The organism is Stagnihabitans tardus, from assembly GCF_009925085.1.
GTDB classification, from domain to species: domain Bacteria; phylum Pseudomonadota; class Alphaproteobacteria; order Rhodobacterales; family Rhodobacteraceae; genus Stagnihabitans; species Stagnihabitans tardus.
On the sequence record NZ_JAABNR010000013.1, the window covers coordinates 92,598 to 116,753 of the forward strand.

The window sequence follows — 24,156 nt, forward strand, 5'->3', positions numbered from 1 at the left end:
CTTTGCGGCAGTTGGCCCGGGGGACGCCGGGGCTGCCGCCCCGGACCCCGCCCGGAGGGACCCAGGGGGCCCCTCCGGACCTCCCCCGGAATGAATTGGGGGCATGAGCAGTGGGGGGGGCGATCCCTGGCATTCATCTTTTCCCGATACCCACGGGGTTTCCCAAGGGGAGCGTGCTCCCCTTGGGGCAGGGGGCTCGGGGGACGGCAGTCCCCCGAATGCGGGGGTGCGGGGGCGGCAGCCCCCGCTTCCTCCCGGAGCCCCCAAGGCTGCCAAGCCGCCAGGGGGCTCCGGAACCACGCCCCCCCTCCTCACGACCCCGTGCCTTCCCTCTGCCGCGCAAAGCCCCTATGCTGGTCCAAATCCAAGGGGAGCCTCCATGATCACCGAACTCGGCCACTTCGCCCTGATCCTCGCCCTTGTGACGGCCCTCCTGCAAAGCACGCTTCCTCTCATCGGGGCCCAGGTCGGCGACCGCCGCCTCATGGCGCTGGCAGGCCCCGCGGCGGCCGTGCAATTCGCCCTCATCGCGCTGAGTTTCGGGGCCCTAACCTGGGCCTTCGTGACCTCGGACTTCTCCCTCTCCCTCGTCGTCGCCCATTCGCATACCGAAAAGCCCCTGCTCTACAAAGTCGCGGGCGTCTGGGGCAATCACGAGGGCTCGCTGCTCCTCTGGGTCCTCGCGCTCTCGCTCTTCGGAGGCTGCGCCCATTGGTTCGGGCAGAACCTGCCGCTCCGCCTCAAGGCCAGGGTCCTGGCGGTGCAGGGGGCCATCGGCGTGGCCTTCCTGAGCTTCATGCTCTTCACCTCGAACCCTTTCCTGCGCCTTGTCACCCCGCCGATGAACGGCAATGACATGAACCCGATCCTCCAGGACCCCGGCCTCGCCTTCCACCCGCCCTTCCTCTACCTGGGCTATGTCGGGCTCTCGATGTCCTTCGCCTTCGCCGTCGCCGCCCTGCTGGAGGGCCGCGTCGACGCCGCCTGGGGGCGCTGGGTCCGGCCCTGGACGCTCGCCGCCTGGATGTTCCTGACCATCGGCATCATCATGGGCTCGCTCTGGGCCTATTACGAGCTCGGCTGGGGCGGCTTCTGGTTCTGGGACCCGGTGGAAAACGCCTCCTTCATGCCCTGGCTCATCGCCACGGCACTGTTGCACTCCGCCATCGTCGTGGAAAAGCGCGAGGCCCTGAAGTCCTGGACCATCCTCCTCGCGATCTTCGCCTTTGGCTTCTCGCTCATCGGCACTTTCATCGTGCGCTCGGGCGTCATCACCTCGGTCCACTCCTTCGCCTCCGACCCGACGCGGGGCATGGCGGTCCTGGCGATCCTCGGCATCTTCATGGGCGGAGCCCTGACGCTTTACGCCGCCAAGGCGGGTGATCTCGAGGCCAAGGGGGTCTTCTCCATGGTCTCGCGTGAAAGCGGGCTCGTGGTGAACAACCTCCTCCTGACCGTGGCGGCCTTCGTCGTCTTCGTCGGCACCATCTGGCCCCTGGTGGCCGAGGTCCTCCTGGGCCGGGCGCTCTCGGTCGGCGCGCCCTTCTTCGATGCGGCCTTCTCGCCCTTCGTCGTGGTCCTGGCCCTGGTCTTGCCCATCGGCGCGGTCCTGCCCTGGAAGCGCGCAGAGCTCTCGCGTGCCATGCGCCCCTTCCTGCCCGCCCTGGTCCTGGCCGTGGCGGCGGGGCTCCTCGCCTGGGCCGTGGGCTCGGGCCGATCGACGCTGGGGCCCCTGGGCGTGGCGCTGGCGGCCTGGCTGATCTCCGGCGCGCTGGTCGATCTCTGGGGGCGCTCTGGGCGCGGCGCCTTTGCCGCGCGCCTCTCGCGCCTGACCCGCCTGCCGCGCGCCGATTGGGGCCGCGTCACCTCTCATGCGGGCCTTGGGCTCACGATCTTCGGCGTCGTCGCCCTGACCTCCTGGTCGGTCGAGGATATCCGCGTGGTGAAACAGGGCGAGAGCTTCACGCTCGGCCGCTATGAGATCACCTTCGAGGGCATCCGCGAGGAAGCGGGGTCCAACTTCACCGCCCAGGTCGCCGATATCGCGGTCAAGCGGGATGGGCAGCTCATCGACAGGCTGCATCCGGCGAAAAGGGTCTATCCCTTCGCCCAGATGACGACGACCGAGGCCGCGATCCGCCCCGGCGTGCTGGGTGACCTTTACGTCGTGGTGGGCGACGAGCAGGACGGCGGCGGCTATGCGATCCGCTCTTACCTCAAGCCCTTTGCGCTCTGGCTCTGGATCGGCGGCGTCATGATGGGCCTGGGCGGGCTTCTCTCGCTGACCGACCGGCGCTATCGCCTGGCCGCAGGTGCTGCCCGCGCCAAGCCGCAAGGAGTGCCGACCGAATGAAGCGCCTTCTCCTGGCCCTGGCGCTCCTCGCCTCTCCGGCCTTCGCCGTCCAGCCCGACGAGATCCTGCCCGACCCGGCGCAAGAGGCCCGCGCCCGGGCGCTGTCCAAGGAACTGCGCTGCCTCGTTTGCCGCAACGAGAATATCGACGACAGCGATGCGCAGCTGGCCCGCGACCTGCGGCTTCTGGTCCGCGAGAGGATCGCGGCAGGCGACAGCGACGATGAGGCCATGGCTTTCATCACCGCGCGCTATGGCGAGTTCGTGCTGTTGAACCCGCCCGCGACGGGGGCGAACCTGGTCCTGTGGCTCGCAGGCCCCGCCGCGCTTCTGGCGGGCGGGGGCCTGGCCTTTGCCGTCATGCGCCGCCGCGCCGCTGCCTCCGAGGTCAAGGGGCTCAGCGCCGAGGAAGAGGCGCGGTTGCGGGATATCCTGAAGGACTGAAGGTTCTCCCGGGGCCCCGGAGTCGCACGCGGGCTTGCCTTTCCACCCGCGCCTGACCTTCCGCAGTTCAGGCGATCACAGCGCCACCATGTGATTGTCCCAAGCAAGATCCAGCTTGGCCAGCGGCCGCAGGCCCTCATCCAGCGCGCAGATCCCGCCCGCGCCGTCGCTGGTGACAAAGCCCGGCCCCAGCGCCGCCAGCCCGCAGACATCGGCCCGCGCATGGGTGGCCAGGAACTGCCCCTGCGCATCAAAGACCTGCACCACCCCGCCCTTGGGCGAGCTGATCGCCAGCCGCCCGTCCGAGGCCCGGGCGATCGACCCCGCATAGCCCTTCATCCGCTCGGCCTCGCCCTCCGGCGCCGCATAATGCTCCGGCGCCTGACCCGGCACCCAATGGCCCAAGAGCGGCACGACCTCCGCCGGATCGCCCTCCCATTGCATGGCAAAGGCCACGCCCGTCGCGGTCAGCACCAGGTGGCGGATCGAGGCCTGGTGCAGGTCCGGCAGCGTCACCTGCTCCAGCACGGTCCCCCCCTTGGAGATCAGCGTCAGATTGGGTCGCATGGTCTCGATGTTCAGCTTGCTGCGGTCGGTCGGATCGGTCTGGATCCCGCCATTGGCGATGATCAGCCGCCCATCGGCCAGAAGCTTCAAGTCATGGGGCCCGATGCCGCCGCTGGCATATTCCCCCATCCGCGTGAAGCCCTCCGTCTCCCAGATGCCCACGCGACCCTCTGACCCCTCGGCCACGACCTCGGAGGTGTAAAGCACCCGCCCATCGGCGGAAAAGGCGCCGTGGCCGTTGAACTGGCGCCCCGGGGGCGGAGAGAAGCGGTGGGTCTCGGCGCCCGTCACGCAGTCGATCACCAGGGCAAAGGTCCCAGGGCGCCGGGCAAAGGCCACGGCCAGGGGCTTTTCGGGATGGGCCGCCGCCGCATGGCCCCGCGCGGGCAGGGGCAGGGCAAAGAGGCTCTCGCCGCTTTCCGAGAGCCCATGCAGGCAGTAGTCCTCGCCCTCCTTGGCGGCGGCGAGCCAGGCCGGGCTGCCCGCATCGGCCCAGGAGGGGCGCGGCAGGGCCAGGGCGGCAAGGCCCCCCAGGAAGAGGCGGCGGTTCGGGCGCATCTCAGTCTCCGTCGGCAGAATTGAACCCGATGCCCACATCCATCTCGGGCGCGACCTCGGAAAGGGCAAGCTCGCGCAGGCGGGTCACCGATTGCGCGAGGATTTCCAGTTTCAGCCGGCCCTGCGGTTCGGTGATCCCGGCAAGGATCGGATCGTCCATCGCCTCGGCCTGGGCGATGGCGGCGTCGAAAGCGGCCAGGGTCTGGGGCGCATCGGGGGTCAGGCTTTCGGTGAAGTCGCGCAAGGCGCTCAGCGCCAGGGTGATGTTGCGCAAGCTGCGGCCCGAGGCGCGGGCCTCGGCGCGTTCGGGATGGGGGGCCTCGAAACTGCCCAGGGGGCGCCCGATGCGCCCGTCGTTCAGGGTCTCGAGCCCGGCGGCGAGTTGCGTGAACAGCGCCTGGCGTGCCTCGGTGCGGGAGAGGAAAGCGGTGTTGCCGGGCTCTCCGGCCGTGGTCAGAAGCTGGGCATAGTCCTGCCAGCCCGCCGCGATTTCCCCCGTCACCCGGGCGAGGTCCGCCGTGGTGGCGGCGATCAGCGGGCAGGGATCGGCGGGCAGGGGCTTTTCGGGATAGATCAGCCGCTCCAGCGCCAAAAGCCCGCGTGCGGCGACGGATTGCTCGGCGAAGGCCTCTGGCTCCAGCTTGGCCGGATCGCCCTTCAGCAGCGCCATCTGCGCCTTGGCCCCCATGCCCTTGGGATCGGGCCAATAGAGCACCGCAAGGCCGCGCCCCTCTTCCTCGGTGGGGCCGAGATGGAGGTGCTGCACCGCCATCCAGGCATCATAAGTTGCATGAAACCCGTCCTGCAAGGCCTTGGTGTCGCAGGTATTTCCCGCATCTCTTAAGGTCTCGGCGGAGGCTTGCAGCTTGGCCATCCCCGGCAGGATGTGATCCTGCACCGCCTCGGCGATATCGGCCCTTGCGGGGGCGGCCAGCAGGGCGAGGGTCAGGAGAAGGGCGCGCATCACAGGCTCTCCAGAAAGGCCATAAGGGCATCGCGGTCGGTCTTGGACAGGCCCACCACGGTATCGCGGGAGGCTGCCGCCTCGCCACCATGCCACAGAACGGCCTCCAAGAGCGAGCGCGCGCGGCCGTCGTGCAGGAAGCTGGCACGGCCGGTGACCTGTTCGGTCAGGCCGATGCCCCACAGGGGCGGGGTCTTCCATTCCGACCCGCTGGCGCGACCCTCGGGGCGGTTGTCGGCGAGGCCCGGCCCCATGTCATGGAGAAGCAGATCGGTATAGGGCCAGATCAGCTGGAAGCTCTGCTCGGGCTGGCCCTCCAGCCGGTTGGTCACGAATTTCGGCACATGGCAGGACTGGCAGCCTGCCGCGTAGAAGACCTGTTTGCCGGCCAGGACCTGGGGGTCATCGACGCCCCGCCGCGCGGGCACGGCCAGGTTGCGGGAGTAGAAGGTCACCAGGTCCAGGCTTTTCGCATCGACCTCGAGCCCGTCGCGGACGCCTTCTTCCTGGCCATCGGGCGCCGTGCGGCAGGTGGTCTGGGCCTCGGTGCAGTCCCCCAAGGGCGCCGGATGCAAGGGCGTCGACAGCCCCATGTCGCCCGAGAAAGCCCCGGCCGATTGCGCCTTGATCGTCGGCGCCCCGGCCTTCAGCCCGAACCGCCCCAGCATCGGCACGCCGAACTCCTCCGAGGGCAGGATCTGCGCCCGGCCCGAGATCCCGTCGCCATCGGCATCCGCCTCATCGGCATGGGCCAGGATATCGGCCGCGGGAATGGCCTCGAGAAGCCCCAGCCCGATCATCTGCGGCGCCACCCGGGGCGACAGAAGCGCTGGCCCTGGGTCGGGGAGCATGGCATAGGTCGGCGCCTTCAGCACGACCACGGTCCCATCCGCCAGGGTCACGGGTTGGTCTGCATAGGTCACCACCATCTCGCCCTCGGGCTCCAGGCCCGGCGTGGCGAGGTCCTGCACCTGGCCGCCATAGACCGGATGCGGCTGGGTGGGGAGCCAACCCTCGATCCCCATGGGCACCGCGCCGCCCGGGACCGAGATCCGCAGGAACATGCCGGTGCGCGGCCCGTCCTGCGTATCGGGCGGATGGCCGCGCCCGTCCTTCAGGTGGCAATCCTGGCAGGCGCGGGCGTTGTAGAAGGGCCCCAACCCGTCCGAGGCGAGCGTCGAAGAGGGAGAGGCGATCCAGGCCTTGCGGAAGAGCGCATTGCCCAGCTTGAACCCCATCTCGGCCTCGAAGGACATATTGGCCGAATGTTGCGAGAAGGCATCCGCCGTCTCCAGCGCCCTGACCGTTGCCGCGCCACCGGGCTTGTCCTCGAATTTCTCGGGCTTCGAGAAATCCTGTGGCGGGGCGAGGACGGCGGCGATGCGGGCCGCCTCGGCCTCGGTGCGGGGGAGGACCGAGAGGTGGCGGTCGTTCAGCGCCTGGGCCCCTGCGGCCTGCGCGACAGAGACCAAAAGCAGGGCGGCGATGCGGGTCTGCATCATGTCCTTTCCGGGCCTTGGGCCCTTGGCTTCGGGCCCGGGGGCCCATGGCTGGGGCAGGCTTACTGGAAGACGGCGTCGGGGCTGTCGAGGCTGTCCGACCCCTCGAAGGCGATCTGATCGAGCCCCAGCGCCTTGACCGCGCGTTCGATCGAGGCGGTCTGGTCGACCAGCGCCGTGACCGCGCCCATGATCAGCGCCTCGCCCTCGGCATTGCCCGCTTCCAGCATCTGGTCATAGGCCATGCCGCTTTCGGCCCGCGCCTTGACCGCCCCCAGGGCCGCGACCGAAGCGTCAAGCTTGCCCGCAAGCTCCGTGGCCACCGCGGGATCGGCCGCCGTGACGAGGTCCGAGAGCGACGGTCCGGCCAGCACCGTGCCATCGACCCGCGTGTAGCTGCCGGTATAGACGTTCCGAATGCCGACCCCGTCGTAATAATGGCTGTTGTGGGTGTTGTCCGAGAAGCAGTCATGCTCTTCCTCGGGGTCGTTGAGCATGAGGCCGAGCTTCATCCGCTCGCCCGCCAGCTCGCCATAGGACAGCGAGCCCATGCCGGTCAGGATCGCCATGACGCCCTGGGTCGGGTCCTGGGTCACGACCTTGCGGGCGGCACCCTCGGGGCCCCAATCGGCGGCCATCTCGGTCAGGTCCGCGACCAGGAGATCGGTTGCCGCCACCAGGTAGGCCGCGCGGCGGTCGCAGTTGCCGCCTGTGCAGTCGCTGGTCGAGAAATCGGTGAAGGGCCGCGCCCCGGCCCCCGGCCCCGTGCCGTTCAGGTCCTGGCCCCAAAGGAGGAACTCCACCGCGTGATAGCCCGAGGCGACATTGGCCTCGATGCCCTCGGCCTCGTGCAGGCGATGGGCGATCAGGTCGGGGGTGATGGCGGCGGCATCCACCACCTCGCCCGAGAGGGTAAAGGTCGGCGTGGCGATGACATTCAGCCCGGCCTGGGCGTTTTCCTCGTTGGTGGCCGTGCCCTCGGCCACATAGTCGATCAGCCCCTCGTCGAGCGGCCAGGCGTTCACCCGGCCCTCCCAGTCATCCACCACCGGATTGCCGAAGCGGAAGGCTTCGCTTTGCTGATAGGGCACGCGGGCGGCGATCCATGCGGTCCGGGCGGCCTGCAGGGTGGCGTCCGAGGGCTGGGCCACGAGGGCCGCGACGGCCGCCTGCAGGGCCTGGGCCGTGGTCAGCGCATCGCCATAGGTCGCCTGGGCGATGTCGGCGTAATGGGTCGTGACCTCCTCCGGCGTGGCGGCGAAGGCGGGCAGGGCAAGGGTGCAAAGCGCGGTGGAGAGGAGCAGGCGCATGGGGTCATCCATCGGGTTGGGGCCCGGGGAGATCCGGGGCAGGGCTGCCTGTTATTTCTGACAAAAATACTTTTCTGTAAAGCCGATTCTTTTGCTTGGGAAATGGGACGCGTGATCCAGGCGCCCGGCAAGGCGACGAGGCGGAGGAGCGGTGGGTTGACACCCACCCTACGCTTTCCCCAAGGCCAGCACAAAGCGGCACCGTACCGCTTGGCGGAGCCGGAGGGCGCAGGCCCGCAGGCGACAGGAAAAACTTGCGGCGAAGCCGCTCCGCTAAGCTTAAAGCCCGTTCATCCGGGCGAGCTCTTCATAGACCCCCGGCACCCCCGCCACGATGGGATTGCCCCTGTGCAGCCCCTCACCGGCCAGGAAGTCGTTGACCTTCAGCCCTGCCGCCTCGATCACCGCAATGGCGCCAAGGCAGTCCCAGGAGTTGATATGCGGCTCCATATAGCCCAGGAACCGCCCCGCCGCGACGTAGGACAGGTTCAAGGCGCCCGAGCCGTCGCGGAAGAACATGCCGCCGCCTTCCAGGAGCTGGGTGAAAGGGCCGAGGAACTGCGCCCCCGACACCCGGGGGGAATAGCCCGTGGCCACAAGGCCACCCCGGATCGTCCGCCCCGGATGGCGCTTGACGGGTTTGCCGTTCAAGGTCGCGGGGAAGCCGCGGCCGCCCGCGAAAAGCTCCCCCCGCGCCGGGGCAAAGACCGTGCCGAATTGCAGGACCCCGTCCAGCACGAAGGCGATGGAGACGCACCAGGACGAGAGCCCCGAGAGGAAAGGCTGCGTGCCGTCGATCGGATCGACCACCCAGACGCCCTGACCCTTTGCGATCGCCATGGAACCGGTCTCTTCGCCGAAGAAGGCATCGCCCGGAAAGGCCTCGGCCAGCCGCGCCTTGATCAGGAGCTCGGTGTTCAGATCGGCCTCGGAGGCCATGTCCTGCAGGCCCTTGGACTGCACGGTCAAGGAGCCGAGGTCGTTGAAATAGCCAAGCGCCAGGGCGCCCGCCTCTTGCACGAGGGAGAGGGCGAAGGTGAAACGCGGGGTCAGGTCCATGGGGCGCGGGTCCGGGAAAGAGGGATGGGGGCCAGGCTAAAGCTTGGGCGGTTCTTCTGTTCGGGTCGAGGTCCCGGATCAAGTCCGGGACGGCGGGGAAAGAGGGGCGGTTCCACTGTTCATGTCGAGGTCCCGGGGCTCAAGCCCGGGACGGCGGTGAGAAGGGGGCCTCGGTCACTTCCACAGCCAGGCCGCGCCGCGGACGCCCGAGGCATCGCCATGGACATTGCGCTTGATCGGCGTGTGAAAGACGGTCGAGAAGGTGCGCCGCGCCAAGGCCGGGGGCAGGTCGGTGTAAAGCTCGTCCACGTTGGACATGCCCCCGCCCATCACCAGGACATCGGGGTCCAGCGTGTTGACCACGGTGGCCAGGCCCCGCGCCACGCGGTCGATATACCGCTCCCAGAGCATCCCGGCCAGGCGGTCGCCCTGGCGCTTCAGCGCCATGATCTCGCGGGCCTTCAGCGCGGCACCGGTGTGCTTCGTCCACTCCGCCTCGAAGGCGCGGCCCGAGACCCAGGTCTCCATGCAGCCATGCCGCCCGCAATAGCAGGGCGCGCCGGGGATCTCGGTCGTATCGGGGAAGGGCAGGGGGTTGTGGCCCCATTCCCCGCCCGAATTGTTCGGCCCGTGATGGGCCCTTCCCCCCACCGCGATCCCCGCCCCGGCGCCAGAGCCCAGGATCACCGCGAAAACGACGTTATACCCCGCCCCCGCGCCATCCACGGCCTCCGACGCGGCAAAGCAATCGGCGTCGTTCTCCACCCTGATCTCGCGCCCGATGGCCTCGCGCAGGTCGGCCTCCACCGGCTGACCCAAAAGCCAGGTCGAAGAGGCGCCCTTGCCCAGACGGCTCACCGGCTCGAGGCTTCCGGGGATGCCGATCCCGACCGAGCCCCTTTGCCCCGTCGCAGCCTCGGCGCGGCCGATCATCGCCACGATCTCGGAGAGGCAGCCCCGGTAATCGCCGCGCGGCGTGTCGACCCTTTCGCGCCAGAGCTCGGCCCCCGAGGGCGCCAGCGCCACGCCCTCGATCTTGGTGCCGCCCCAGTCGATGCCGATCAGCATCAGCCCGCCAGCCCGTTCAGATCGACCGCCATGACCAGGATGTTCAAGGCGACATAGATGCTGCCCAGGACCCACATGGCCCGGCGGTCCAGCGCCAGGCTTGCCTCCTCCATGTCGCGGTAGCGCAGCCGCAGGCTCCAGATCGAGACGAAGACCGCGATGAAGATGATGGCCACGGCGATCAGGTTGATCTGTTCGGCCAGGGTGACGGCGGTGGTGGGCGGCAGGCTTCCCGTGATCACGAAAGTATTGGCGCTGGCGGCAAAGATCGAACCCACGCCCATGCCGAAGCGGGCATCGAGGTCATCGGCCTTGATCAGGAAGGCCAGGAGGCCCAGAAGCACCGAAAGCGCCGAGATCCAGAAGCTCTTGAACAGGGGCGCCCAGGAGGTGCGGTCGAGCGCGACATAGAAGGTCAGCCGCGAATAATCGCTCGCCGCATCGCCCGCGCTGCGCAACCCATAGTTGGTGGCGTATTTGTGGACCTCGATCCCCGGGGTCTGCATCGCGACCTTCCAGCCCGCGACCTCCACCGAAGGGTCGATCGCGGTGCCCTCGTCGGCGACATAGGACAGGTCGCGGTCGATGGAGACGCCGTCCTCGATGATGATCGGCAGGACATGGTTGTCCAGGGGGAAGCGGCGGACGTCGAAATCGTGGAAGACAGTGGCCTGGACCCGGACCGTGGCATATTGCATGCCATCGTCTTCCTGGACCTGGGGCTCCGAGCGGCTGGAGATGACGCCGTTGACGATCTCGAAGCTTTCATAGGGTTTCAGATCGCCGCCCTTCCAGCGGAACCAGAGCCACATGTCGACATCGTAAGAGCCGGTCTGGGGCGAGACATTGGACATGCGCAGGATATAGGCGCCGACCGACACCTCCAGGTGGCCGGCCGGGGCTGCGGCGGGGGTCTCGGTGGTGGTGGCCTCGGTGGTCGTCGTGCTGGTCTGGGCCAGGGTCAGGCCGGGCCAGAGCAGCGAGAGGGCGAGGACAAGCCGGGAAAGAAAGGCGCGCATGGGGTTTTCCGCTTCGCTTTGGGGTCGGCGCCAGATTGGCGCTTGCGATGCGCTCTGGCAAGGGGCTCGACGCCCCGCGAAGGCCACGATTTCTCTGCGAAAAATCAGGGCCTCGGCATCAGGCCGCAGGTTGGGGGCAGGGCGCGTGAGGGGAGGAGAGGGCCCCGGGGGGGGAGGTCAGCCTGCCTTTGTCGTGAGTGAGCCAGGGCGACACTGGCCCCAAGGGGCGCTGAGATCGGCTTGTGTCTGGGCCCTCGCGCCCTCAGACCAGCAAAACCCTGGGGCCTAGTCCTTCAGACCATAGGCCAGGCGGATCGCCGCAATCGCCCCGGGGCCGAATTTGCCATCCGCCTTGCCCTCGAGGAAATTGTGTTCCTTCAGGATCTTCTGCAATTCCACCCGCGTTTTGGGAGAGAAGGCCTCGGCATTGGTCGTCAGCTGGTTCAGCACATCGGCGCTGCCTGCGCGGAGCGAATCGTAAAGATAGGCCGCCGCGTCCTTGGGCCCCTTATCCCTGAGAAATCCGCCGTCGATCATGCCCGCCATGTTGAACATGGCCTCGGGGTGACGCAGCGCCGCCGCCTTCTGGAAATACTCGATCCCCTTGGCCTGGTCGGGGACCAAGCCCAGACCGCCCTGGAAATAGAGGAAGCCCAGGTCGTTCAGCGCATCGGCAAAGCCCTGGTCGGCAGCGGCCTGGTACAGCTCCAGCGCGCGCTTGGGGTCAGGGGGCACGCCCAGGCCCTGTTCATAGATCTTGGCCAGTTCGAACTCGGCCTCGGCCTCGCCCGCCGCCGCAGCCCGGGTCATGTAGTCCAGCGCGAGCTTGGGGTCATAGCGGCTGTCGTTGGGGTTCTGCGCGATATAGGCGAGCCCCAGCATCGAGCGCGGGTCGCCCTCTTCGGCCAGGGAGCGCATCCGTTGCTCGGCATCGGGCTTGATCCCGGCCCAGGCCACGCGCGGGTCAGCCGCCGCCTCCGGATCCGCCACCCCGTCGCTGGAGCCCGCGAGGTAGAAGGGCGTGCCCGACAGCGAGCCATTGGTCCAGGGCTCCTGCTTGTTGTCGGTGGCCTTCAGGACCTCGTCGCGGACCCGGCGGAACATCAGGCCGATCTCCAGGTCGGGCTCGGTGATCGACTCGGTCAGGGCCAGGGCATAGGGGCTGTTGTCGCCCGCCCCGTCCAGCGCCACCTTGTTCTTCTGCTGGGCAAAGGCCACCAGCGTCCCCTGTTCGGGATTGACCGGGGCGAGCCCCTGTTCGGCCACCCCGCCCTCACCGATATCCGAGGCCGAGAGGAGCTCTCCGAAAGGATTGTTGCGGCAGGCGTCCAGGATCACGATGCGCATCTTGCGCGCATGATCCACGGCGGCCAGCATCTGATCGAGCGAGACCGAGACCCGTGCCACGTCCTTGATCGAGCGCACCTTGGCATCGACCGGGATCAGGAAATTCTGCCCCGAAGCCTCGACGCCGTGCCCCGCGTAATAGACCAGCGCCACATCCGCGGTTTCCGAGGCGAAGGAGAAGCTGTCCATCGTGTCCAGAAGCTGCTGTTGGGTCGCGTCCAGCACATAGGTGACCTTGAAGCCCACCTGTTCCAGCTTGGCGCCGACCCGTTTCGCATCGTTGATCGTGTTCTTCAGCCCGGGGACGCTTTCATAGGCCGCCATGCCGATGACCATGGCGATCTTCTCGGCCATGGCCGGGACCGCAAGGGCGAGGAACATAAGGAAAGAGGCCAGGAGTCGCATGTCACACTCAGTCCAGGATCTTGAATTCGATGCGGCGGTTGCGGGCGCGGTTCTCGGCGCTGTCATTGGGCAGAAGCGGAGCGGCCTCGCCATAGCCCTTGGGGGTCAGGCGATCCGCCCCCGCGCCGCGCTCTGCCAAATAGGCCGCGACCGCAGCCGCCCGCGCCTCGGAGAGGGCGAGGTTGGCGGCATCGGGGCCCACGTCATCGGTATGGCCGCCGATCTCGATCTTCATCTCGGGGCAGCGCGTGACCACGTCCAGAAGCGTGTCCAGGACGGCAGAGCCCGCCACATCCAGCCGCGCCGAGCCCGAGCGGAAGGTGATGTTGCCGGCCTGGGAAAGCGTGTCAAAGCGCGTGGCGCAAGCCTCGGCATCGAAGGCGCCCCGGGTCTCCTTGGCGGCATCGGCCCCGGTCGTCAGCGCCGCGACCATGGGCGCCGCCCCGTCGCGGGTGAAGATCCAGTCGAAGGAGACCGAACCCACCGGCAGAAGCTTGACCTTGGCGGCATCCTCGAGCTTGGCCACGCCTTCGGTCAGGGCGAAATCCTCCGCCACCACCGGAATGACCCCGACCGAGGCCACGGCGACCGTATCCGGCCCCAGTTGCGTGATCGAGATCGGAGCCGACATCTCCTTGGTGACGCCATGCAGCGTCAGGGTGAAGGGCAGGACGGCAAAGGTGCGCGGACCGTCCTTGAGGCCCTCAAGCACCAGGGGGTCGACCTTGGCCGTGACCGTGGCGGTCGGGAACTTGAAGGTCTCGAAGAAGAGGAAGCGCATCCGCACATTGCGCAGGTCGATATGGGTGTCGATGGAATCGAGCGCGATCTGCACCTCGGCCATGCCATCGGGCGCGATATGACCGCCAAAGGTGGCGATGTTGTTCATCTCGACCTTGGTGCCGTTCTTGACCGACTGGAAGCCCAGGGTCGAGCCCAGGGGGTTCAGCGTCCAGCCCGGGGCAAAGGGGTTGTCCTCGGCCAAGGCAGGCGCGGCCATCAGGGCGATCAGCGGCAAAAGGCGAAGGGCGTTCATCGGGGTCTCGCGCGGAGGTGCAGGCATCGGGACTATGCGCCTTGTGCAAGATAAAGCAACAGGATCGCGGCTTTGTCATCCGGAAATGCGGTGGGAAATGCGAAGGGCTTTTCCCCCTCTGGCTGCGCCTGCCGTCTTGTCAGGGGGCGCCGAATGCAGCACCTTGGCGCCAAGAGACCGGGGGCAGGGCGCTTCCCGGACAGGAGAAGAGAATGCGGCATCTGTGGCTTGCGGCTTTGGCCTGGGTCTTGGGCTTGGGGATGGCCATGGCAGAGCCCCGTGTGGCGCTGGTCATCGGCAACGGGGCCTATGCCACGGTCAACCCGCTGAAGAACCCGGGCCGCGATGCCGCCCTGATCGCGGGCGCCTTGCGCAAGGCGGGCTTCGAGGTGACCGAGGTCCCCGATGCCGACCTGGCCACGATGAATGCCGCCATCGCCAAGTTCGGGCGCGCGCTGCGCGAGGCGGGGCCGGAGGCGACCGGGCTCTTCTATTACGCGGGCCACGGCGTGCAAAGCTTTGGCGAGAACTATCTTTTGCCGGTGGATACCGCCCTGACCGATGCGGCGGACCTCTCCTTGGTGGCGGTCGATGCCCAGGTCGTGCTGCGCCAGATGGCCTCGGCGAGGAACCGCACCAATATCGTGATCCTGGACGCCTGCCGCAACAATCCCTTCGCCGATGTGCGCGACCTGACCGACCAGGGCCTGGCCGAGATGTCGGCGCCGACGGGGACTTTCCTCGCCTATGCCACCGCGCCCGGATCGGTGGCGCTGGACGGCACCACGGGCAATTCCCCCTTCACCGAGGCGCTGGCGCGGCGCATCGCGGAGCCGGGCCTCGCCATCGAAGAGGCCTTCAAGGCCGTGCGGGTCGAGGTTCTGCAAGCCACCCAGGGCGCCCAGACCCCCTGGGACACCTCCAGCCTGACCGGGCCCTTCACCTTCACCGAGGCCGTGCAGCAGGATGCCGATGCGCTCTGGGCCAATGTCTCGGTGTCGCGCGATCCGGTTCAGATCATGCTCTTCCTGCGCGCCTATCCGGGATCGGTGCATGAGGCCGAGGCGCGGGCGCTCTTGACACAGGTCATGCAGGCCGAGGTCGCGGGTGGCGCAAAGCCCACGCCGGCGCCGGTGACAGGCAGCCCGGTGACGGGCGCCGATCCGGTCGAGACGGCGGCCTTCGAGGCCGCGCAGCGCGATGGCAGCCGCGTGGCCCTGCAAGCCTTCCTCGACGCCCATCCTTCCAGCCCCTTCGCCCCCGCCGTCCAGGCCGAGATCGCGGCGCTGGATCACCCGATCACGGCGAGCCCCGTGGTCGAGGCCCCGGCGGCGGGCGAGGTCGATGCCGCGATGGTCGCAGCCATCGCCGGGGCGACCGTGAGCTTCGAGGCGCCGCTGGAGCAGGGCGACGAGGCCATCCTCGGCCGCTCCATCGCCGAGCTGATCCAGACCCAGCCGCTCTTCCCGCCCATCGAGGGCTTGCCGAAAGAGGCCTGGGAGGGCCAGGCCTGCAAGACCTGCCACCAATGGACCAAGCCCGCGCTGTGCGACCAGGGCAAGTTCTATGGCAAGGAGGGGGCGGCCTCGGCGCGGATCGACCAGCACCCCCTGGGCGGGGCCTTCAAGCTGAACTTGAAGGCCTGGGCGGCAGCAGGCTGCACTTGAGGGCAGGGGCGGCGGGGGCAGTCCTGCCGACTGAGCAGCTTGCGACCAAGGCCCGGCAATGGCTCCGCCGACTGGAGTGGCACTTGGCCCCTCCGTTCTCAGCCCTGGCTGGGCGTCTTGTCAGCTTTCCCCCTCCCGCGCCGACTTACCCGCGCGCCCTGCCGACTGGGCGATCAGGGTCCCCATCGGTCAATTCGACCCGCGCGCCCCGCCGACTGACCCCGCCCGCACCAGGCCCAGCCTCGGCCCCGCCGACTGTGCTCCGGTTCCCTTCGTCAGGGTTTCCGGGGGCAGCGTGCCCATTGCGCTAACCAAACCCCTGCGACCTGCCTCCTGCTTTCAACTTGGCCCAAATATCCCGGGGTGAGGGCCGCAGGCCCGAGGGGCAGAGCCCCTTCACCTCCGCCTCGGCCCACCAGAACCGCAACCCGCCAGAACCGAAACCTGGCCCCGAGTCTGGGGACGAGACTGGGGCCGTGCCTCACGGGACGACGAAAGAGGCGAGGCCCGCCCCCTCTCCGCCCCCTTTCCCCTTTCACACTGGCCCAAATATCCCGGGGTGAGGGCCGCAGGCCCGAGGAGCAGCGCCCCTCTTTCCGGCCCCCTTGCGTTCAGGGATGGGTGACCACCATGAAATAGACCCATTCCCCCTTGAACTCCGGGTCCTTGGCCCTGGCCTCGGCGACCTTGGCCTTGAGCGCCTCGAGATAGGGACCGGCGGGCTCCATCAGGGGCCGCAGCCCCTCGAACAGCGGCGCGGAGGCAGCGAAGGCCACGGCGATTTCCTGGCCATAGGGCGGGCCCACGGTGATCTGAAGAAAGGGCTCGCCCTGGTCCCCGGCTCCGACCTTCAGCGCGGTCTTCGCTTCCCGCAGCCGCAGGGGCACCTGGTCATTGGGCGTCAGGTGGATCACATTCCCCCCGGCGTCAAAGTAATCGACATAGAGATAGGCGTCGTAATCGGGCGCGGCGAGGTCCAGCACCAGGCTCTGCCCCGCGCCATAGGTAAAGGTCCGGGCCTGGGCATCGGCGCCGATCAGGCGCGGATTGGTCAGCTGGTCCTGGCTTTGCGGCAGCCCCACATCGGCGATACCCGCCAGCGCGCCGCATTGCGGGCGGGGCAGGATCGCGAGCTCGGCGCGCACCGCGATCCCCGCGCCGAGCTGCGCCTGAAGCGCCTCGAGCAGCGGCGCCTTCAGCCCCTCCTCGGGGATATGGCCCCGCAGCGCCAGGCCCCCGGTGGCCGGATCGAACTCGGCCTGGACCCTTCCGCAGGGCACCGAGGCCAGGAGCCCCTCGAGCCCGTCGCGGACCTTGTCGCCCTGCACCTCTCCGGGGCGCATGAAGCTGGCAATGGCCTGGACCGAGACCGGGTCCACCGTGCCCTCCCCGGACCAGGCCAGTTCGGCGGTGACGGGGGAGAGGTCGGGGGTGACGGGGGCAGAGGCCCCGGGCGGAGGCGCAGCGGCGGCGAGGGGGGCGCCCTGGGGGGCGGCCGCGGCAAGGGCGGGCCCCGGCGCCGGGGCTGCGGCCAAGGGCGGGGCTGCGGCCACGGCGGAGAGCGCAGCCGAGGAGGGCGCTGCGGCGGTCAGGGCGGGCGCCCCTGGCCGGACCGCGGGCGCGGGCTCGGCCAGGGGGGCGATCGCCTCGGCGGTCGAGACGGGCAAGGCGCCCTCCGCCAGGCGCTGCGCCTGGGGCGCGCGCTCGGCCAGGCGCTCGCCCGGGGCGGCCTTGGGCTTGGCGCGGTCTTCGGTCAAGCCCTGGGTCTCGATCCGCAGCTCCGACTTGGGCAGGGGCTGATCGGGCAGGGCAGAGGGCCCGGCCAGGGCGAGAAACAGCGCCGCCCCCAACCCATGCAGCACCACCGAGCCCAGAAAGCCCGCGGAGAGGCCAAGCGCCCCCGGTCCCTGCGGCGCCAGCGCGGTCATGGCGCGCTCACCTCGGGCGAGACGACGATGGCGACGTTCTCGGCCCCCATGGCCTCGAGCCGGTTCACAAGGCCCAGGATCACCCGCACCGGCGTCGCCTGGTCGGCATTGATCCGGATCAGCCCTGCGGGTTTGGCGGCGATCCGGGGGGCAAGTTCGTCCAGCCCGGCGACGGGCGCGCCATCCAGCGCCAGGGCGCCGTCCTCTGCGACCGACAACGTCGCGCCACCGCCGGGCAGGTCGGTCCCGGTCTCGGCCCGAGGGGGCAGGACGGCAAAGGGCGCGGTGGCATCGAGCCGCCCCACCATCATGAAGAAGACCAGCAGGAAGAAGGTCACATCGACCAGCGCCACGACCGTTTCGCGCTCGGCCCGGGGCGGGGGGCGGCGGATCTTCATGGCCTGGCCCCCCTGCGGACTGTCGCCTCCCCATGGCGCCGGTCAAGGCCGCGCCCTGCGGTGTCGCGGGCAACCGTCATGGCTGAGCCTCGATCCGGATGACCTTGACCCGCGTCGCCCCGGCCCGGGTCACCGCATCCATCGCCAGGACCAGGCCCTGAAGCGGCGCGGCTCCCGAGGGGAAGATCAGGACCTCGGTCAGCGGGGCCTCGGCCAGGCGGCGGGCGACCATGGCCTCGCAGTCGGCAGGGCTGAGCTTCTGGCCCTGGACGCTGAGGGAGCTGTCGGCAGAGACCCGGATCAGCAAGGGCGCAAGCCCCGCGCCCGGGGCGGCGCCTTCGAGCCGGGCCTCGGATTTCTCCAGCGCGGGCACCATGTCGAGGTTCAGGTAAGACGAGGTGATCATGAAGAAGAAGAGAAGGATCATCATCACGTCGATCATCGAGACGACCGAGACCCCCAGGCGGCGCGGTGGCGGGCGGCGCAGCGCTATGGCCATCCCCGCCCCCTCTCAGCGCCGCTGCGCCAGGGCGATGAGCCGCCCCGTGGCGCTTTCGATCCTGAGCGCCGCCGTCTCGACCCTTGCGGTCAGAAGGCTTGCCGCCACCGCCGCCGGAATGGCGACCAAGAGACCGGCGGCCGTGGTGATCAGCGCCTCCCAGATCCCGCCCGCCAGGACCGAGGCATTGGCCGAGCCCTGCGCGGCCGAGAGGTCCTGGAAGCTCTTGATCATGCCCAGGACCGTGCCCAAGAGCCCCAGGAGCGGCGCCACCATGGAAATCAGGTCCAAAAGCCGAAGCCAGGAGGACATGGAAGCGACCTCTTCATTGCCCGCCCGCGTGGCTTCGGCCTCGACGGCCTGGATCGGCAGACCCTCGGCCAGGGCCTGCATGGTGACCGCCAGAACCCGGTCGGCCGGCGCCTTGCCGGGCAGGGAGGCCGCAACCTGCACCGCCTCGGGCCCGGCTTTCAGGAAGCGCTGGATCGCCGCCTCGCGCGCCGCAGCGCCCCCCGTCACCGGGGCCAATTGCAGGATCTTGGCCAGGATCAGCGCCAGCGACAGGGCCGACATCGACCCCAGGAGGATCAACACCGGCCAGGCGGCCGCGGGGATATGGGCCAGGACCTCCATCACTCGACCAGGGCGGCAGGGGTGCGGCTGGAGATATCCACCAGCCCGAAGCAATCCAGGGCCGTGCCGTTCTGCGGCGTGCAGGCGGGGAAGTCGTGCAAGAGGACCTGGGCGATATCCTCGCAGGCCAGTCCGGGGATGTCGAAGAGCTTCAAGGTCGTGCGGGCGACGGGCAGGGGGGCCGCATCGACCGAGAGAAGCCGGTCGATCACCCCGGTCTTGTCAAACAGCGCCAGCGACATCTGGAAGGCCTCGAAACTGGAGCCCGTGTCGTTCTTGAACAGGAAATAGGCCCGGCAGCCGCCGCCCTCGGCGGGCTCGAACTTGTTCAGTTCGACCAGAAGCCGCCCGCCCGGCACCGGCTCTTCGGCCAGGGCCGCGCCCGGGCTGAAAGACGAAAGCCCGAACCCCAGGGCCAAGGCGCATCCCGTTGCAGTCCGGCTGATCGCAAGCATCCCTCATCCCCCCAAAACGCCGCGCGCGGTGGCCCCGACCGGGTCCGGCAGCCCCCCTCGGGCGCCTTGCAGTGAACGCCCGGCGGGGTGATTCCGTCAATCTCTTCCTGCGACAGCCTGCCGCAGCCGGGGCCGCTTGCCGGGCAGGGGGAAAAACCCCGCTCTTTTCACCTGATCCGGAACAAGCCTTTCTGGCAAAACGCTTACAAGACGAAATGCGCAGAACGTGGCGATTGACAGAAGGGGATGACCTGCAGTCATAGTTGCGTACCGCGGTGGGGGCTTGCGGCATTTCAAATGTGCCGCAAGGCCGGACAGGGGGGGAACCGGCAGCCCCCTGACCTTCGATTGGCCGGTAATCGATGCCTGGGGTTTAACCGGGCACGGGGAGGTTGTTATGGATCTGGACGCGCTTCTGGCCGACCGTGAAGGCGACTCTCCCTCCGGCGAGAACCTGGATTACGATTTCGATTTCATGGAGCTGCAGCGCATTGCGTCTCCGGGTGAAGAAAAGCAGATGGGCTCGACCATCGTGGCCGCCGAGGAGCCTGACTTCAAGGCGGTGGAGGGCTCGGCCCTCTCGGTCTTGGAGCGGGCCCATGACATCCGCGTCGCCGTCATCCTGGGCGAGGCGCGGCTGAACACCAAGGGGCTCGCGGGCTTTGCCGATGTGACGACCTATATCCGCCGCCTGGTGGAAGAGCGCTGGGAGACCTGCCACCCCGAGCTCGATGCCGACGACGACAACGACCCGACGATGCGGATCAACGCGATCCGCGACCTGGTCAACCCGGCGCGCACGATGAAATACATCCGCCGCGTGCCCCTGGCCAACAGCCGGACCTTTGGCCGCGCCTCGATCCTGCAGATCCAGCAGGCTTATGGCGAAGTGCCGATGGGCGAGGACCAGGTGGCGGAGTTCAACCGCTCCTCCATCGGGGCGGCCTTCCAGGACACCGATGCGGAGGTCCTGGCCAAGACGCTTGAAGCCGCGCGGACCATCCTGGCCGACCTCAAGGCCATCGACCGCAAGGTGATGGATGCGGCCCCGGGGGCAGGGGTGGACCTGGGCGACCTGCAAAAGCTCGCCCAGGCCATGGTGCGCCACATGGGGGAATTCGCGGCAGGCGAAGCGCCTGAGGCCGCGGTGGAAGAGGAAGAGGAGGCTCCCGCCTTCGCGGGAGCGGCCCAGAACCGGGGGACCCCGTCGCGCGGCGGGGCGCCCGGCACGATCGAAAGTGCGGCCGATGCGCGGGCCGCCCTGGACCGGGTGATCGACTATTTCAAGCGCTACGAACCCTCCAGCCCCGTTCCGATCATCCTGGAACGCGCCAAGCGGCTGGTGGGGGCAGATTTCCTGACCATCATCAAGGACATGGCGCCCGAGGGGATGGAAATGGTCCGCACGGTGGGCGGGCTCAAGGACGAAGACGACGACTGAACCATAACCGCGGAAACACGGCCCCGGACGCGGGGTCAGGTCTAACAAGGAGCCTTTAGATGAGCACGAGTTCGCAGAAATTCATCGCGCGCAACCGAGCGCCCCGGGTCCAGATCGAATATGATGTGGAGCTTTACGGCGCCGAAAAGAAGGTGCAGTTGCCCTTCGTCATGGGCGTCATGTCGGACCTTTCGGGCAAATCCGAAGAGCCCCTGCCGGCGGTGGCCGACCGCAAGTTCCTGGAAATCGACGTCGACAACTTTGACGACCGCATGAAGTCGATGAAGCCGCGTGTCGCCTTCTCGGTGCCCAATACGCTGACGGGGCAGGGCAACCTGGCCGTGGACCTGACCTTTGAATCGATGGACGACTTCACCCCGGGTGCCATCGCCAAGAAGGTGGAGCCGCTGGCGAAACTGCTCGAGGCCCGCACCCAGCTGTCGAACCTGATGACCTATATGGACGGCAAGACCGGCGCCGAGGAGCTGATCGCCAAGGTGATGCAGGACCCCTCGCTTCTGAAATCGCTGGCGGCTGCGCCCAAGCCCGAAGGGGAGGAGTGATCCATGGCTGAACTGCAATCCTCCGCCCAAGGTTCTGTCGGCACGACGGAACTGTCGGATTTCTCTTCGCTTCTGAACAAGGAATTCCGCCCGAAGTCGGATGCCGCGAAATCGGCCGTCGAAAGCGCCGTCAAGACCCTGGCCGAACAGGCGCTGGCCAATACCGCGCTGATCTCGGATGACGCCTTGAAGTCGATCCAGGGGCTCATCGCCGAGATCGACAAGAAGCTGACCGAGCAGATCAACCAGGTTCTCCATCACCCCGACTTCCAGCAACTGGAATCGGCCTGGCGCGGGCTGCACTACCTGGTCAACAACACCGAGACCGACGAGAACCTGAAGATCCGCGTCATGAACATCTCCAAGAAGGACATGTCCAAGACGCTGCGCAAGTTCAAGGGCACGGCCTGGGACCAGTCGCCGATCTTCAAGAAGCTCTATGAAGAGGAATTCGGCCAGCTTGGCGGCCAGCCCTATGGCACGCTTGTGGCGGATTACTACTTCGACCACTCGCCGCCGGATGTGGAGCTTCTGGGCGAGATGGCCAAGATCGCCGCCGCTGCCCATGCGCCGCTGATCACCGGGGCCGAACCCACGCTCTTCCAGATGGACTCCTGGACGGAACTCGCCAACCCGCGCGACCTGACCAAGATCTTCCAGACGCCGGAATATGCCGCCTGGAACTCGCTGCGCGAAAGCGAGGATTCGAAGTATGTCGGTCTGGCGATGCCGCGCTTCCTTGGCCGTCTGCCCTATGGCTCCAAGACCGACCCGGTCGAGGCCTTTGCCTTCGAGGAAGACACCGACGGCACCAATCACGAGGCCTATGGCTGGGTGAATGCGGCTTACGGCATGGCGGTCAACATCAACCGCTCCTTCAAGGAATACGGCTGGTGCTCGCGCATTCGGGGCGTGGAATCGGGCGGCGCGGTGCCGAACCTGCCCTCGCATACCTTCCCCTCGGATGATGGCGGCGTCGATCAGAAATGCCCGACGGAAATCGCGATCTCCGACCGGCGCGAGGCGGAGCTTGCCAAGAACGGCATGATGCCGCTGATCCACCGCAAGAACACCGATGTCGCGGCCTTCATCGGCGCGCAAAGCTTGCACAAGCCGGCCGAATACGACGACCCGGACGCCAGCGCCAACGCCAATCTCGGCGCCCGTCTGCCCTATCTCTTCGCGACCTGCCGCTTTGCGCATTACCTGAAGTGCATGGTTCGCGACAAGGTTGGCTCGTTCAAGAGCCGCACCGCGATGCAGTCCTGGCTCCAGGACTGGATCAACAAATACGTCGACTTCAACGCCGAGATTTCCTCGGAATCCGAGAAGGCGCGCAAACCCCTGGCCGCGGCAGAAGTCGTGGTCGAAGAGGTCGAGGGGAACCCGGGGTATTATACCTCGAAGTTCTTCCTTCGTCCGCATTACCAGCTGGAAGGCCTCTCGGTCTCGCTCCGGCTGGTCTCCAAGCTGCCCTCCGAAAAGGGCTGATGACCAAGGCCGACCCGACAAGGGTCGGCCCCCCATTCAAGCGTGCCCTCGCCCCCCGCAAGGGCCTTTCACCAAGAGGAACTAAGACATGGCCAATACGCTTTTTGTGCAGATCGAAGGCATCACCGGTGACGCCGTCGAAAAGAACCACAAGGACTGGATCGAGCTGGACACGATCTCCTTCGGGCTCGAGCGCCATTCGGAACAGGAAGGCGGCGTCGTGACCCGCGGCTTCGGCAAGGCGGTCTTCAAGGACGTGGCCTTCTCGTCGGAATTCGGCCGTCACACCATCGACCTGATGTTCCATGTCGCGGGCGGCAAGCGCCTGAAGAAGGTCGTCATCCACCAGACCAAGGCCAACGAGGACGCCGCCGTGGCGCTCGAGCCCTATATCATCTGGACGCTGGAAGACGCCCAGGTGAATTCCTACAACGTCAACGCTTCGTCGGATGACATTCCGAAGGAAGACTGGGCGATCCGCGCGGCCAAGATCGACATCGAATACAAGTATCCCAAGGGCGGCAAGCTGCAGACCTACAAGAACTTCAAGTGGGATGTCGGCGCCGGCGAAATGGGCTGATCCATCGGATGACGACCCGGCGCGGGGGCAATCCCCGCGCCGGTTTTCGCTTGGCCGACCGCATTTTGGCAAGGGGACTGCCGATGACGCCCGAAGAGCTTTTGAAATCCGGCGATGCCGAGGGCGCGCTGGCGGCCCTGTCCGAGAAGGTGCGCGCCAATCCGGGCGACAACCGGCTGCGGATTTTCCTCTTTCAGCTGATGTGCGTGCTGGGCCAATGGGACCGCGCCATCCGCCAGCTGAAGATTTGCGGCGAAAAGGATGTGGCGGCGCTGCCCATGGCGCAGACCTACCGCGAGGCCATCATCTGCGAGGTCTACCGCGAGAAGGTCTTTGCCGGGGAGAAGACGCCTCTGGTCATGGGCAAACCGCAGGATTGGCTTGCCCAGGTCATTGAATCGCTTCGACTTTTGGCCTCCGGCCAGGCCCAGGCCGCGGCTGACCTGCGCGCCCAGGCATTTGAGGCGGCGCCTGCCTCGAAAGGCATGATCGACGGCCAGGCCTTTGACTGGATCGCGGATGCCGACATGCGGCTCGGTCCGGTCTTCGAGGCCATCGTGAATGGCAAATACTACTGGATCCCCTTCAACCAGATCCGCGAGATTTCCTTCGACCCGCCCACCGACCTGCGCGACGCGGTCTGGACGGCGGGGCACCTGACCCTTGCCACCGAGGGCAAGGTCGTGGCGCTGATCCCGACCCGCTATCCGCTCTCGGGGCAGAAGGGGGCGGCGGCAGAGAAACTCAGCCGCGCGACCTCTTTCAGCGACCTCGGGGCCGAGACTTTCGTGGGCCTCGGCCAAAAGCTGATCGCCACCGACCAGGGCGATATCCCGCTTCTGGATGCCCGCAGCATCGCTTTGCCGGAGTAAC

At 67.8% G+C, this 24,156-nt stretch carries 22 protein-coding genes; 8 read left to right on the plus strand and 14 right to left on the minus strand.

The window, feature by feature from the left end:
- Nucleotides 1-379 precede the first annotated feature (379 nt).
- Both GV832_RS14540 and GV832_RS14545 read left to right on the plus strand, forming a co-directional pair.
- Nucleotides 380-2,353 carry a heme lyase CcmF/NrfE family subunit gene (locus GV832_RS14540; protein ID WP_168775609.1) on the plus strand — a complete coding sequence of 658 codons (1,974 nt, stop codon included), beginning with the start codon at nucleotides 380-382 and terminating at the stop codon, nucleotides 2,351-2,353.
- Nucleotides 2,350-2,796, plus strand: a complete 447-nt coding sequence (locus tag GV832_RS14545) for a cytochrome c-type biogenesis protein (protein ID WP_168775610.1) — start codon at nucleotides 2,350-2,352, stop codon at nucleotides 2,794-2,796. The genes GV832_RS14540 and GV832_RS14545 overlap by 4 nt, the downstream gene beginning before the upstream one ends.
- Nucleotides 2,797-2,871: 75 nt before the next feature.
- Here GV832_RS14545 and GV832_RS14550 read toward each other — a convergent pair whose 3' ends face one another.
- The 9 genes from GV832_RS14550 to GV832_RS14590 all read right to left on the minus strand — a co-directional run bounded on the left by GV832_RS14550 (nucleotide 2,872) and on the right by GV832_RS14590 (nucleotide 13,628).
- The gene (locus tag GV832_RS14550) at nucleotides 2,872-3,921 is read right to left on the minus strand and encodes a DUF1513 domain-containing protein (RefSeq protein ID WP_168775611.1); all 1,050 of its coding nucleotides are present in this window, start codon (nucleotides 3,919-3,921) and stop codon (nucleotides 2,872-2,874) included.
- Nucleotide 3,922: 1 nt separating this feature from the next.
- Complete coding sequence (locus tag GV832_RS14555) at nucleotides 3,923-4,885, minus strand: imelysin family protein (RefSeq protein WP_168775612.1); 963 nt, start codon at nucleotides 4,883-4,885, stop codon at nucleotides 3,923-3,925.
- Nucleotides 4,885-6,387 carry a di-heme oxidoreductase family protein gene (locus GV832_RS14560; protein ID WP_168775613.1) on the minus strand — a complete coding sequence of 501 codons (1,503 nt, stop codon included), beginning with the start codon at nucleotides 6,385-6,387 and terminating at the stop codon, nucleotides 4,885-4,887. The genes GV832_RS14555 and GV832_RS14560 overlap by 1 nt, the downstream gene beginning before the upstream one ends.
- A gap of 59 nt (nucleotides 6,388-6,446) precedes the next feature.
- Nucleotides 6,447-7,694, minus strand: a complete 1,248-nt coding sequence (locus GV832_RS14565) for an imelysin family protein (RefSeq protein WP_168775651.1) — start codon at nucleotides 7,692-7,694, stop codon at nucleotides 6,447-6,449.
- A 279-nt stretch (nucleotides 7,695-7,973) separates the two neighbouring features.
- Entirely contained in the window at nucleotides 7,974-8,753 is a 780-nt protein-coding gene (locus GV832_RS14570; RefSeq protein ID WP_168775614.1) for an inositol monophosphatase family protein, read from the minus strand.
- A 174-nt stretch (nucleotides 8,754-8,927) separates the two neighbouring features.
- On the minus strand, nucleotides 8,928-9,821 hold the full coding sequence (locus GV832_RS14575; protein ID WP_168775615.1) for an ROK family protein: 894 nt from the start codon (nucleotides 9,819-9,821) through the stop codon (nucleotides 8,928-8,930).
- Nucleotides 9,821-10,840: a ligand-gated ion channel gene (locus GV832_RS14580; RefSeq protein ID WP_168775616.1), complete on the minus strand. Its 1,020-nt coding sequence runs from the start codon at nucleotides 10,838-10,840 to the stop codon at nucleotides 9,821-9,823. The genes GV832_RS14575 and GV832_RS14580 overlap by 1 nt, the downstream gene beginning before the upstream one ends.
- 285 nt (nucleotides 10,841-11,125) lie before the next feature.
- Nucleotides 11,126-12,592 (minus strand): caspase family protein, encoded by a 1,467-nt coding sequence (locus GV832_RS14585; protein ID WP_168775617.1) that lies wholly within the window; start codon nucleotides 12,590-12,592, stop codon nucleotides 11,126-11,128.
- Nucleotides 12,593-12,599: 7 nt separating this feature from the next.
- Nucleotides 12,600-13,628 carry an OmpA family protein gene (locus tag GV832_RS14590; RefSeq protein ID WP_227754435.1) on the minus strand — a complete coding sequence of 343 codons (1,029 nt, stop codon included), beginning with the start codon at nucleotides 13,626-13,628 and terminating at the stop codon, nucleotides 12,600-12,602.
- Between the two features lie 212 nt (nucleotides 13,629-13,840).
- Between GV832_RS14590 and GV832_RS14595 the strand changes: the two genes are divergently transcribed.
- Nucleotides 13,841-15,295 carry a caspase family protein gene (locus GV832_RS14595; RefSeq protein ID WP_168775618.1) on the plus strand — a complete coding sequence of 485 codons (1,455 nt, stop codon included), beginning with the start codon at nucleotides 13,841-13,843 and terminating at the stop codon, nucleotides 15,293-15,295.
- 611 nt (nucleotides 15,296-15,906) lie between these two features.
- Here GV832_RS14595 and GV832_RS14600 read toward each other — a convergent pair.
- From GV832_RS14600 to GV832_RS14620, 5 genes are all read right to left on the minus strand, one after another.
- Nucleotides 15,907-17,223 (minus strand): DUF4384 domain-containing protein, encoded by a 1,317-nt coding sequence (locus GV832_RS14600; RefSeq protein ID WP_168775619.1) that lies wholly within the window; start codon nucleotides 17,221-17,223, stop codon nucleotides 15,907-15,909.
- Nucleotides 17,220-17,621 (minus strand): ExbD/TolR family protein, encoded by a 402-nt coding sequence (locus GV832_RS14605; RefSeq protein ID WP_168775620.1) that lies wholly within the window; start codon nucleotides 17,619-17,621, stop codon nucleotides 17,220-17,222. The genes GV832_RS14600 and GV832_RS14605 overlap by 4 nt, the downstream gene beginning before the upstream one ends.
- Before the next feature lie 76 nt (nucleotides 17,622-17,697).
- Nucleotides 17,698-18,120 carry an ExbD/TolR family protein gene (locus GV832_RS14610; RefSeq protein WP_168775621.1) on the minus strand — a complete coding sequence of 141 codons (423 nt, stop codon included), beginning with the start codon at nucleotides 18,118-18,120 and terminating at the stop codon, nucleotides 17,698-17,700.
- A 12-nt stretch (nucleotides 18,121-18,132) separates the two neighbouring features.
- Complete coding sequence (locus GV832_RS14615; RefSeq protein ID WP_168775622.1) at nucleotides 18,133-18,753, minus strand: MotA/TolQ/ExbB proton channel family protein; 621 nt, start codon at nucleotides 18,751-18,753, stop codon at nucleotides 18,133-18,135.
- Nucleotides 18,753-19,208 carry a hypothetical protein gene (locus tag GV832_RS14620; RefSeq protein WP_227754436.1) on the minus strand — a complete coding sequence of 152 codons (456 nt, stop codon included), beginning with the start codon at nucleotides 19,206-19,208 and terminating at the stop codon, nucleotides 18,753-18,755. Before GV832_RS14620 ends, GV832_RS14615 begins: the two co-directional genes overlap by 1 nt.
- A 397-nt stretch (nucleotides 19,209-19,605) precedes the next feature.
- Here GV832_RS14620 and tssA point away from each other — a divergent pair, with 397 nt between their 5' ends.
- The 5 genes from tssA (at nucleotide 19,606) to GV832_RS14645 (ending at nucleotide 24,155) form a co-directional block, all read left to right on the plus strand.
- Entirely contained in the window at nucleotides 19,606-20,649 is a 1,044-nt protein-coding gene (gene tssA / locus GV832_RS14625) for a type VI secretion system protein TssA (protein ID WP_168775623.1), read from the plus strand.
- Between the two features lie 59 nt (nucleotides 20,650-20,708).
- On the plus strand, nucleotides 20,709-21,212 hold the full coding sequence (gene tssB / locus GV832_RS14630) for a type VI secretion system contractile sheath small subunit (protein WP_168775624.1): 504 nt from the start codon (nucleotides 20,709-20,711) through the stop codon (nucleotides 21,210-21,212).
- A gap of 3 nt (nucleotides 21,213-21,215) precedes the next feature.
- Nucleotides 21,216-22,703, plus strand: a complete 1,488-nt coding sequence (tssC, locus tag GV832_RS14635; RefSeq protein WP_168775625.1) for a type VI secretion system contractile sheath large subunit — start codon at nucleotides 21,216-21,218, stop codon at nucleotides 22,701-22,703.
- A gap of 88 nt (nucleotides 22,704-22,791) precedes the next feature.
- Complete coding sequence (locus GV832_RS14640; protein ID WP_168775626.1) at nucleotides 22,792-23,283, plus strand: Hcp family type VI secretion system effector; 492 nt, start codon at nucleotides 22,792-22,794, stop codon at nucleotides 23,281-23,283.
- 83 nt (nucleotides 23,284-23,366) lie between these two features.
- Nucleotides 23,367-24,155, plus strand: coding sequence for a type VI secretion system accessory protein TagJ (locus tag GV832_RS14645; RefSeq protein WP_168775627.1), 789 nt, complete (start codon nucleotides 23,367-23,369; stop codon nucleotides 24,153-24,155).
- Nucleotide 24,156 lies beyond the last annotated feature (1 nt).

Excerpts from the sequence above, each read along its gene's own strand:
- GV832_RS14645 (WP_168775627.1), top strand. The coding sequence starts at position 23,367 with ATGACGCCCGAAGAGCTTTTGAAATCCGGCGATGCCGAGGGCGCGCTG.
- tssC (WP_168775625.1), top strand. The coding sequence starts at position 21,216 with ATGGCTGAACTGCAATCCTCCGCCCAAGGTTCTGTCGGCACGACGGAA.
- tssA (WP_168775623.1), top strand. The coding sequence starts at position 19,606 with ATGGATCTGGACGCGCTTCTGGCCGACCGTGAAGGCGACTCTCCCTCC.
- GV832_RS14615 (WP_168775622.1), bottom strand. The coding sequence starts at position 18,753 with ATGGAGGTCCTGGCCCATATCCCCGCGGCCGCCTGGCCGGTGTTGATC.
- GV832_RS14575 (WP_168775615.1), bottom strand. The coding sequence starts at position 9,821 with ATGCTGATCGGCATCGACTGGGGCGGCACCAAGATCGAGGGCGTGGCG.
- GV832_RS14595 (WP_168775618.1), top strand. The coding sequence starts at position 13,841 with ATGCGGCATCTGTGGCTTGCGGCTTTGGCCTGGGTCTTGGGCTTGGGG.
- GV832_RS14560 (WP_168775613.1), bottom strand. The coding sequence starts at position 6,387 with ATGATGCAGACCCGCATCGCCGCCCTGCTTTTGGTCTCTGTCGCGCAG.
- GV832_RS14610 (WP_168775621.1), bottom strand. The coding sequence starts at position 18,120 with ATGGCCATAGCGCTGCGCCGCCCGCCACCGCGCCGCCTGGGGGTCTCG.
- GV832_RS14605 (WP_168775620.1), bottom strand. The coding sequence starts at position 17,621 with ATGAAGATCCGCCGCCCCCCGCCCCGGGCCGAGCGCGAAACGGTCGTG.
- GV832_RS14590 (WP_227754435.1), bottom strand. The coding sequence starts at position 13,628 with ATGAACGCCCTTCGCCTTTTGCCGCTGATCGCCCTGATGGCCGCGCCT.
- tssB (WP_168775624.1), top strand. The coding sequence starts at position 20,709 with ATGAGCACGAGTTCGCAGAAATTCATCGCGCGCAACCGAGCGCCCCGG.
- GV832_RS14580 (WP_168775616.1), bottom strand. The coding sequence starts at position 10,840 with ATGCGCGCCTTTCTTTCCCGGCTTGTCCTCGCCCTCTCGCTGCTCTGG.
- GV832_RS14545 (WP_168775610.1), top strand. The coding sequence starts at position 2,350 with ATGAAGCGCCTTCTCCTGGCCCTGGCGCTCCTCGCCTCTCCGGCCTTC.
- GV832_RS14640 (WP_168775626.1), top strand. The coding sequence starts at position 22,792 with ATGGCCAATACGCTTTTTGTGCAGATCGAAGGCATCACCGGTGACGCC.
- GV832_RS14550 (WP_168775611.1), bottom strand. The coding sequence starts at position 3,921 with ATGCGCCCGAACCGCCGCCTCTTCCTGGGGGGCCTTGCCGCCCTGGCC.
- GV832_RS14585 (WP_168775617.1), bottom strand. The coding sequence starts at position 12,592 with ATGCGACTCCTGGCCTCTTTCCTTATGTTCCTCGCCCTTGCGGTCCCG.
- GV832_RS14555 (WP_168775612.1), bottom strand. The coding sequence starts at position 4,885 with ATGCGCGCCCTTCTCCTGACCCTCGCCCTGCTGGCCGCCCCCGCAAGG.
- GV832_RS14570 (WP_168775614.1), bottom strand. The coding sequence starts at position 8,753 with ATGGACCTGACCCCGCGTTTCACCTTCGCCCTCTCCCTCGTGCAAGAG.
- GV832_RS14600 (WP_168775619.1), bottom strand. The coding sequence starts at position 17,223 with ATGACCGCGCTGGCGCCGCAGGGACCGGGGGCGCTTGGCCTCTCCGCG.
- GV832_RS14620 (WP_227754436.1), bottom strand. The coding sequence starts at position 19,208 with ATGCTTGCGATCAGCCGGACTGCAACGGGATGCGCCTTGGCCCTGGGG.
- GV832_RS14540 (WP_168775609.1), top strand. The coding sequence starts at position 380 with ATGATCACCGAACTCGGCCACTTCGCCCTGATCCTCGCCCTTGTGACG.
- GV832_RS14565 (WP_168775651.1), bottom strand. The coding sequence starts at position 7,694 with ATGCGCCTGCTCCTCTCCACCGCGCTTTGCACCCTTGCCCTGCCCGCC.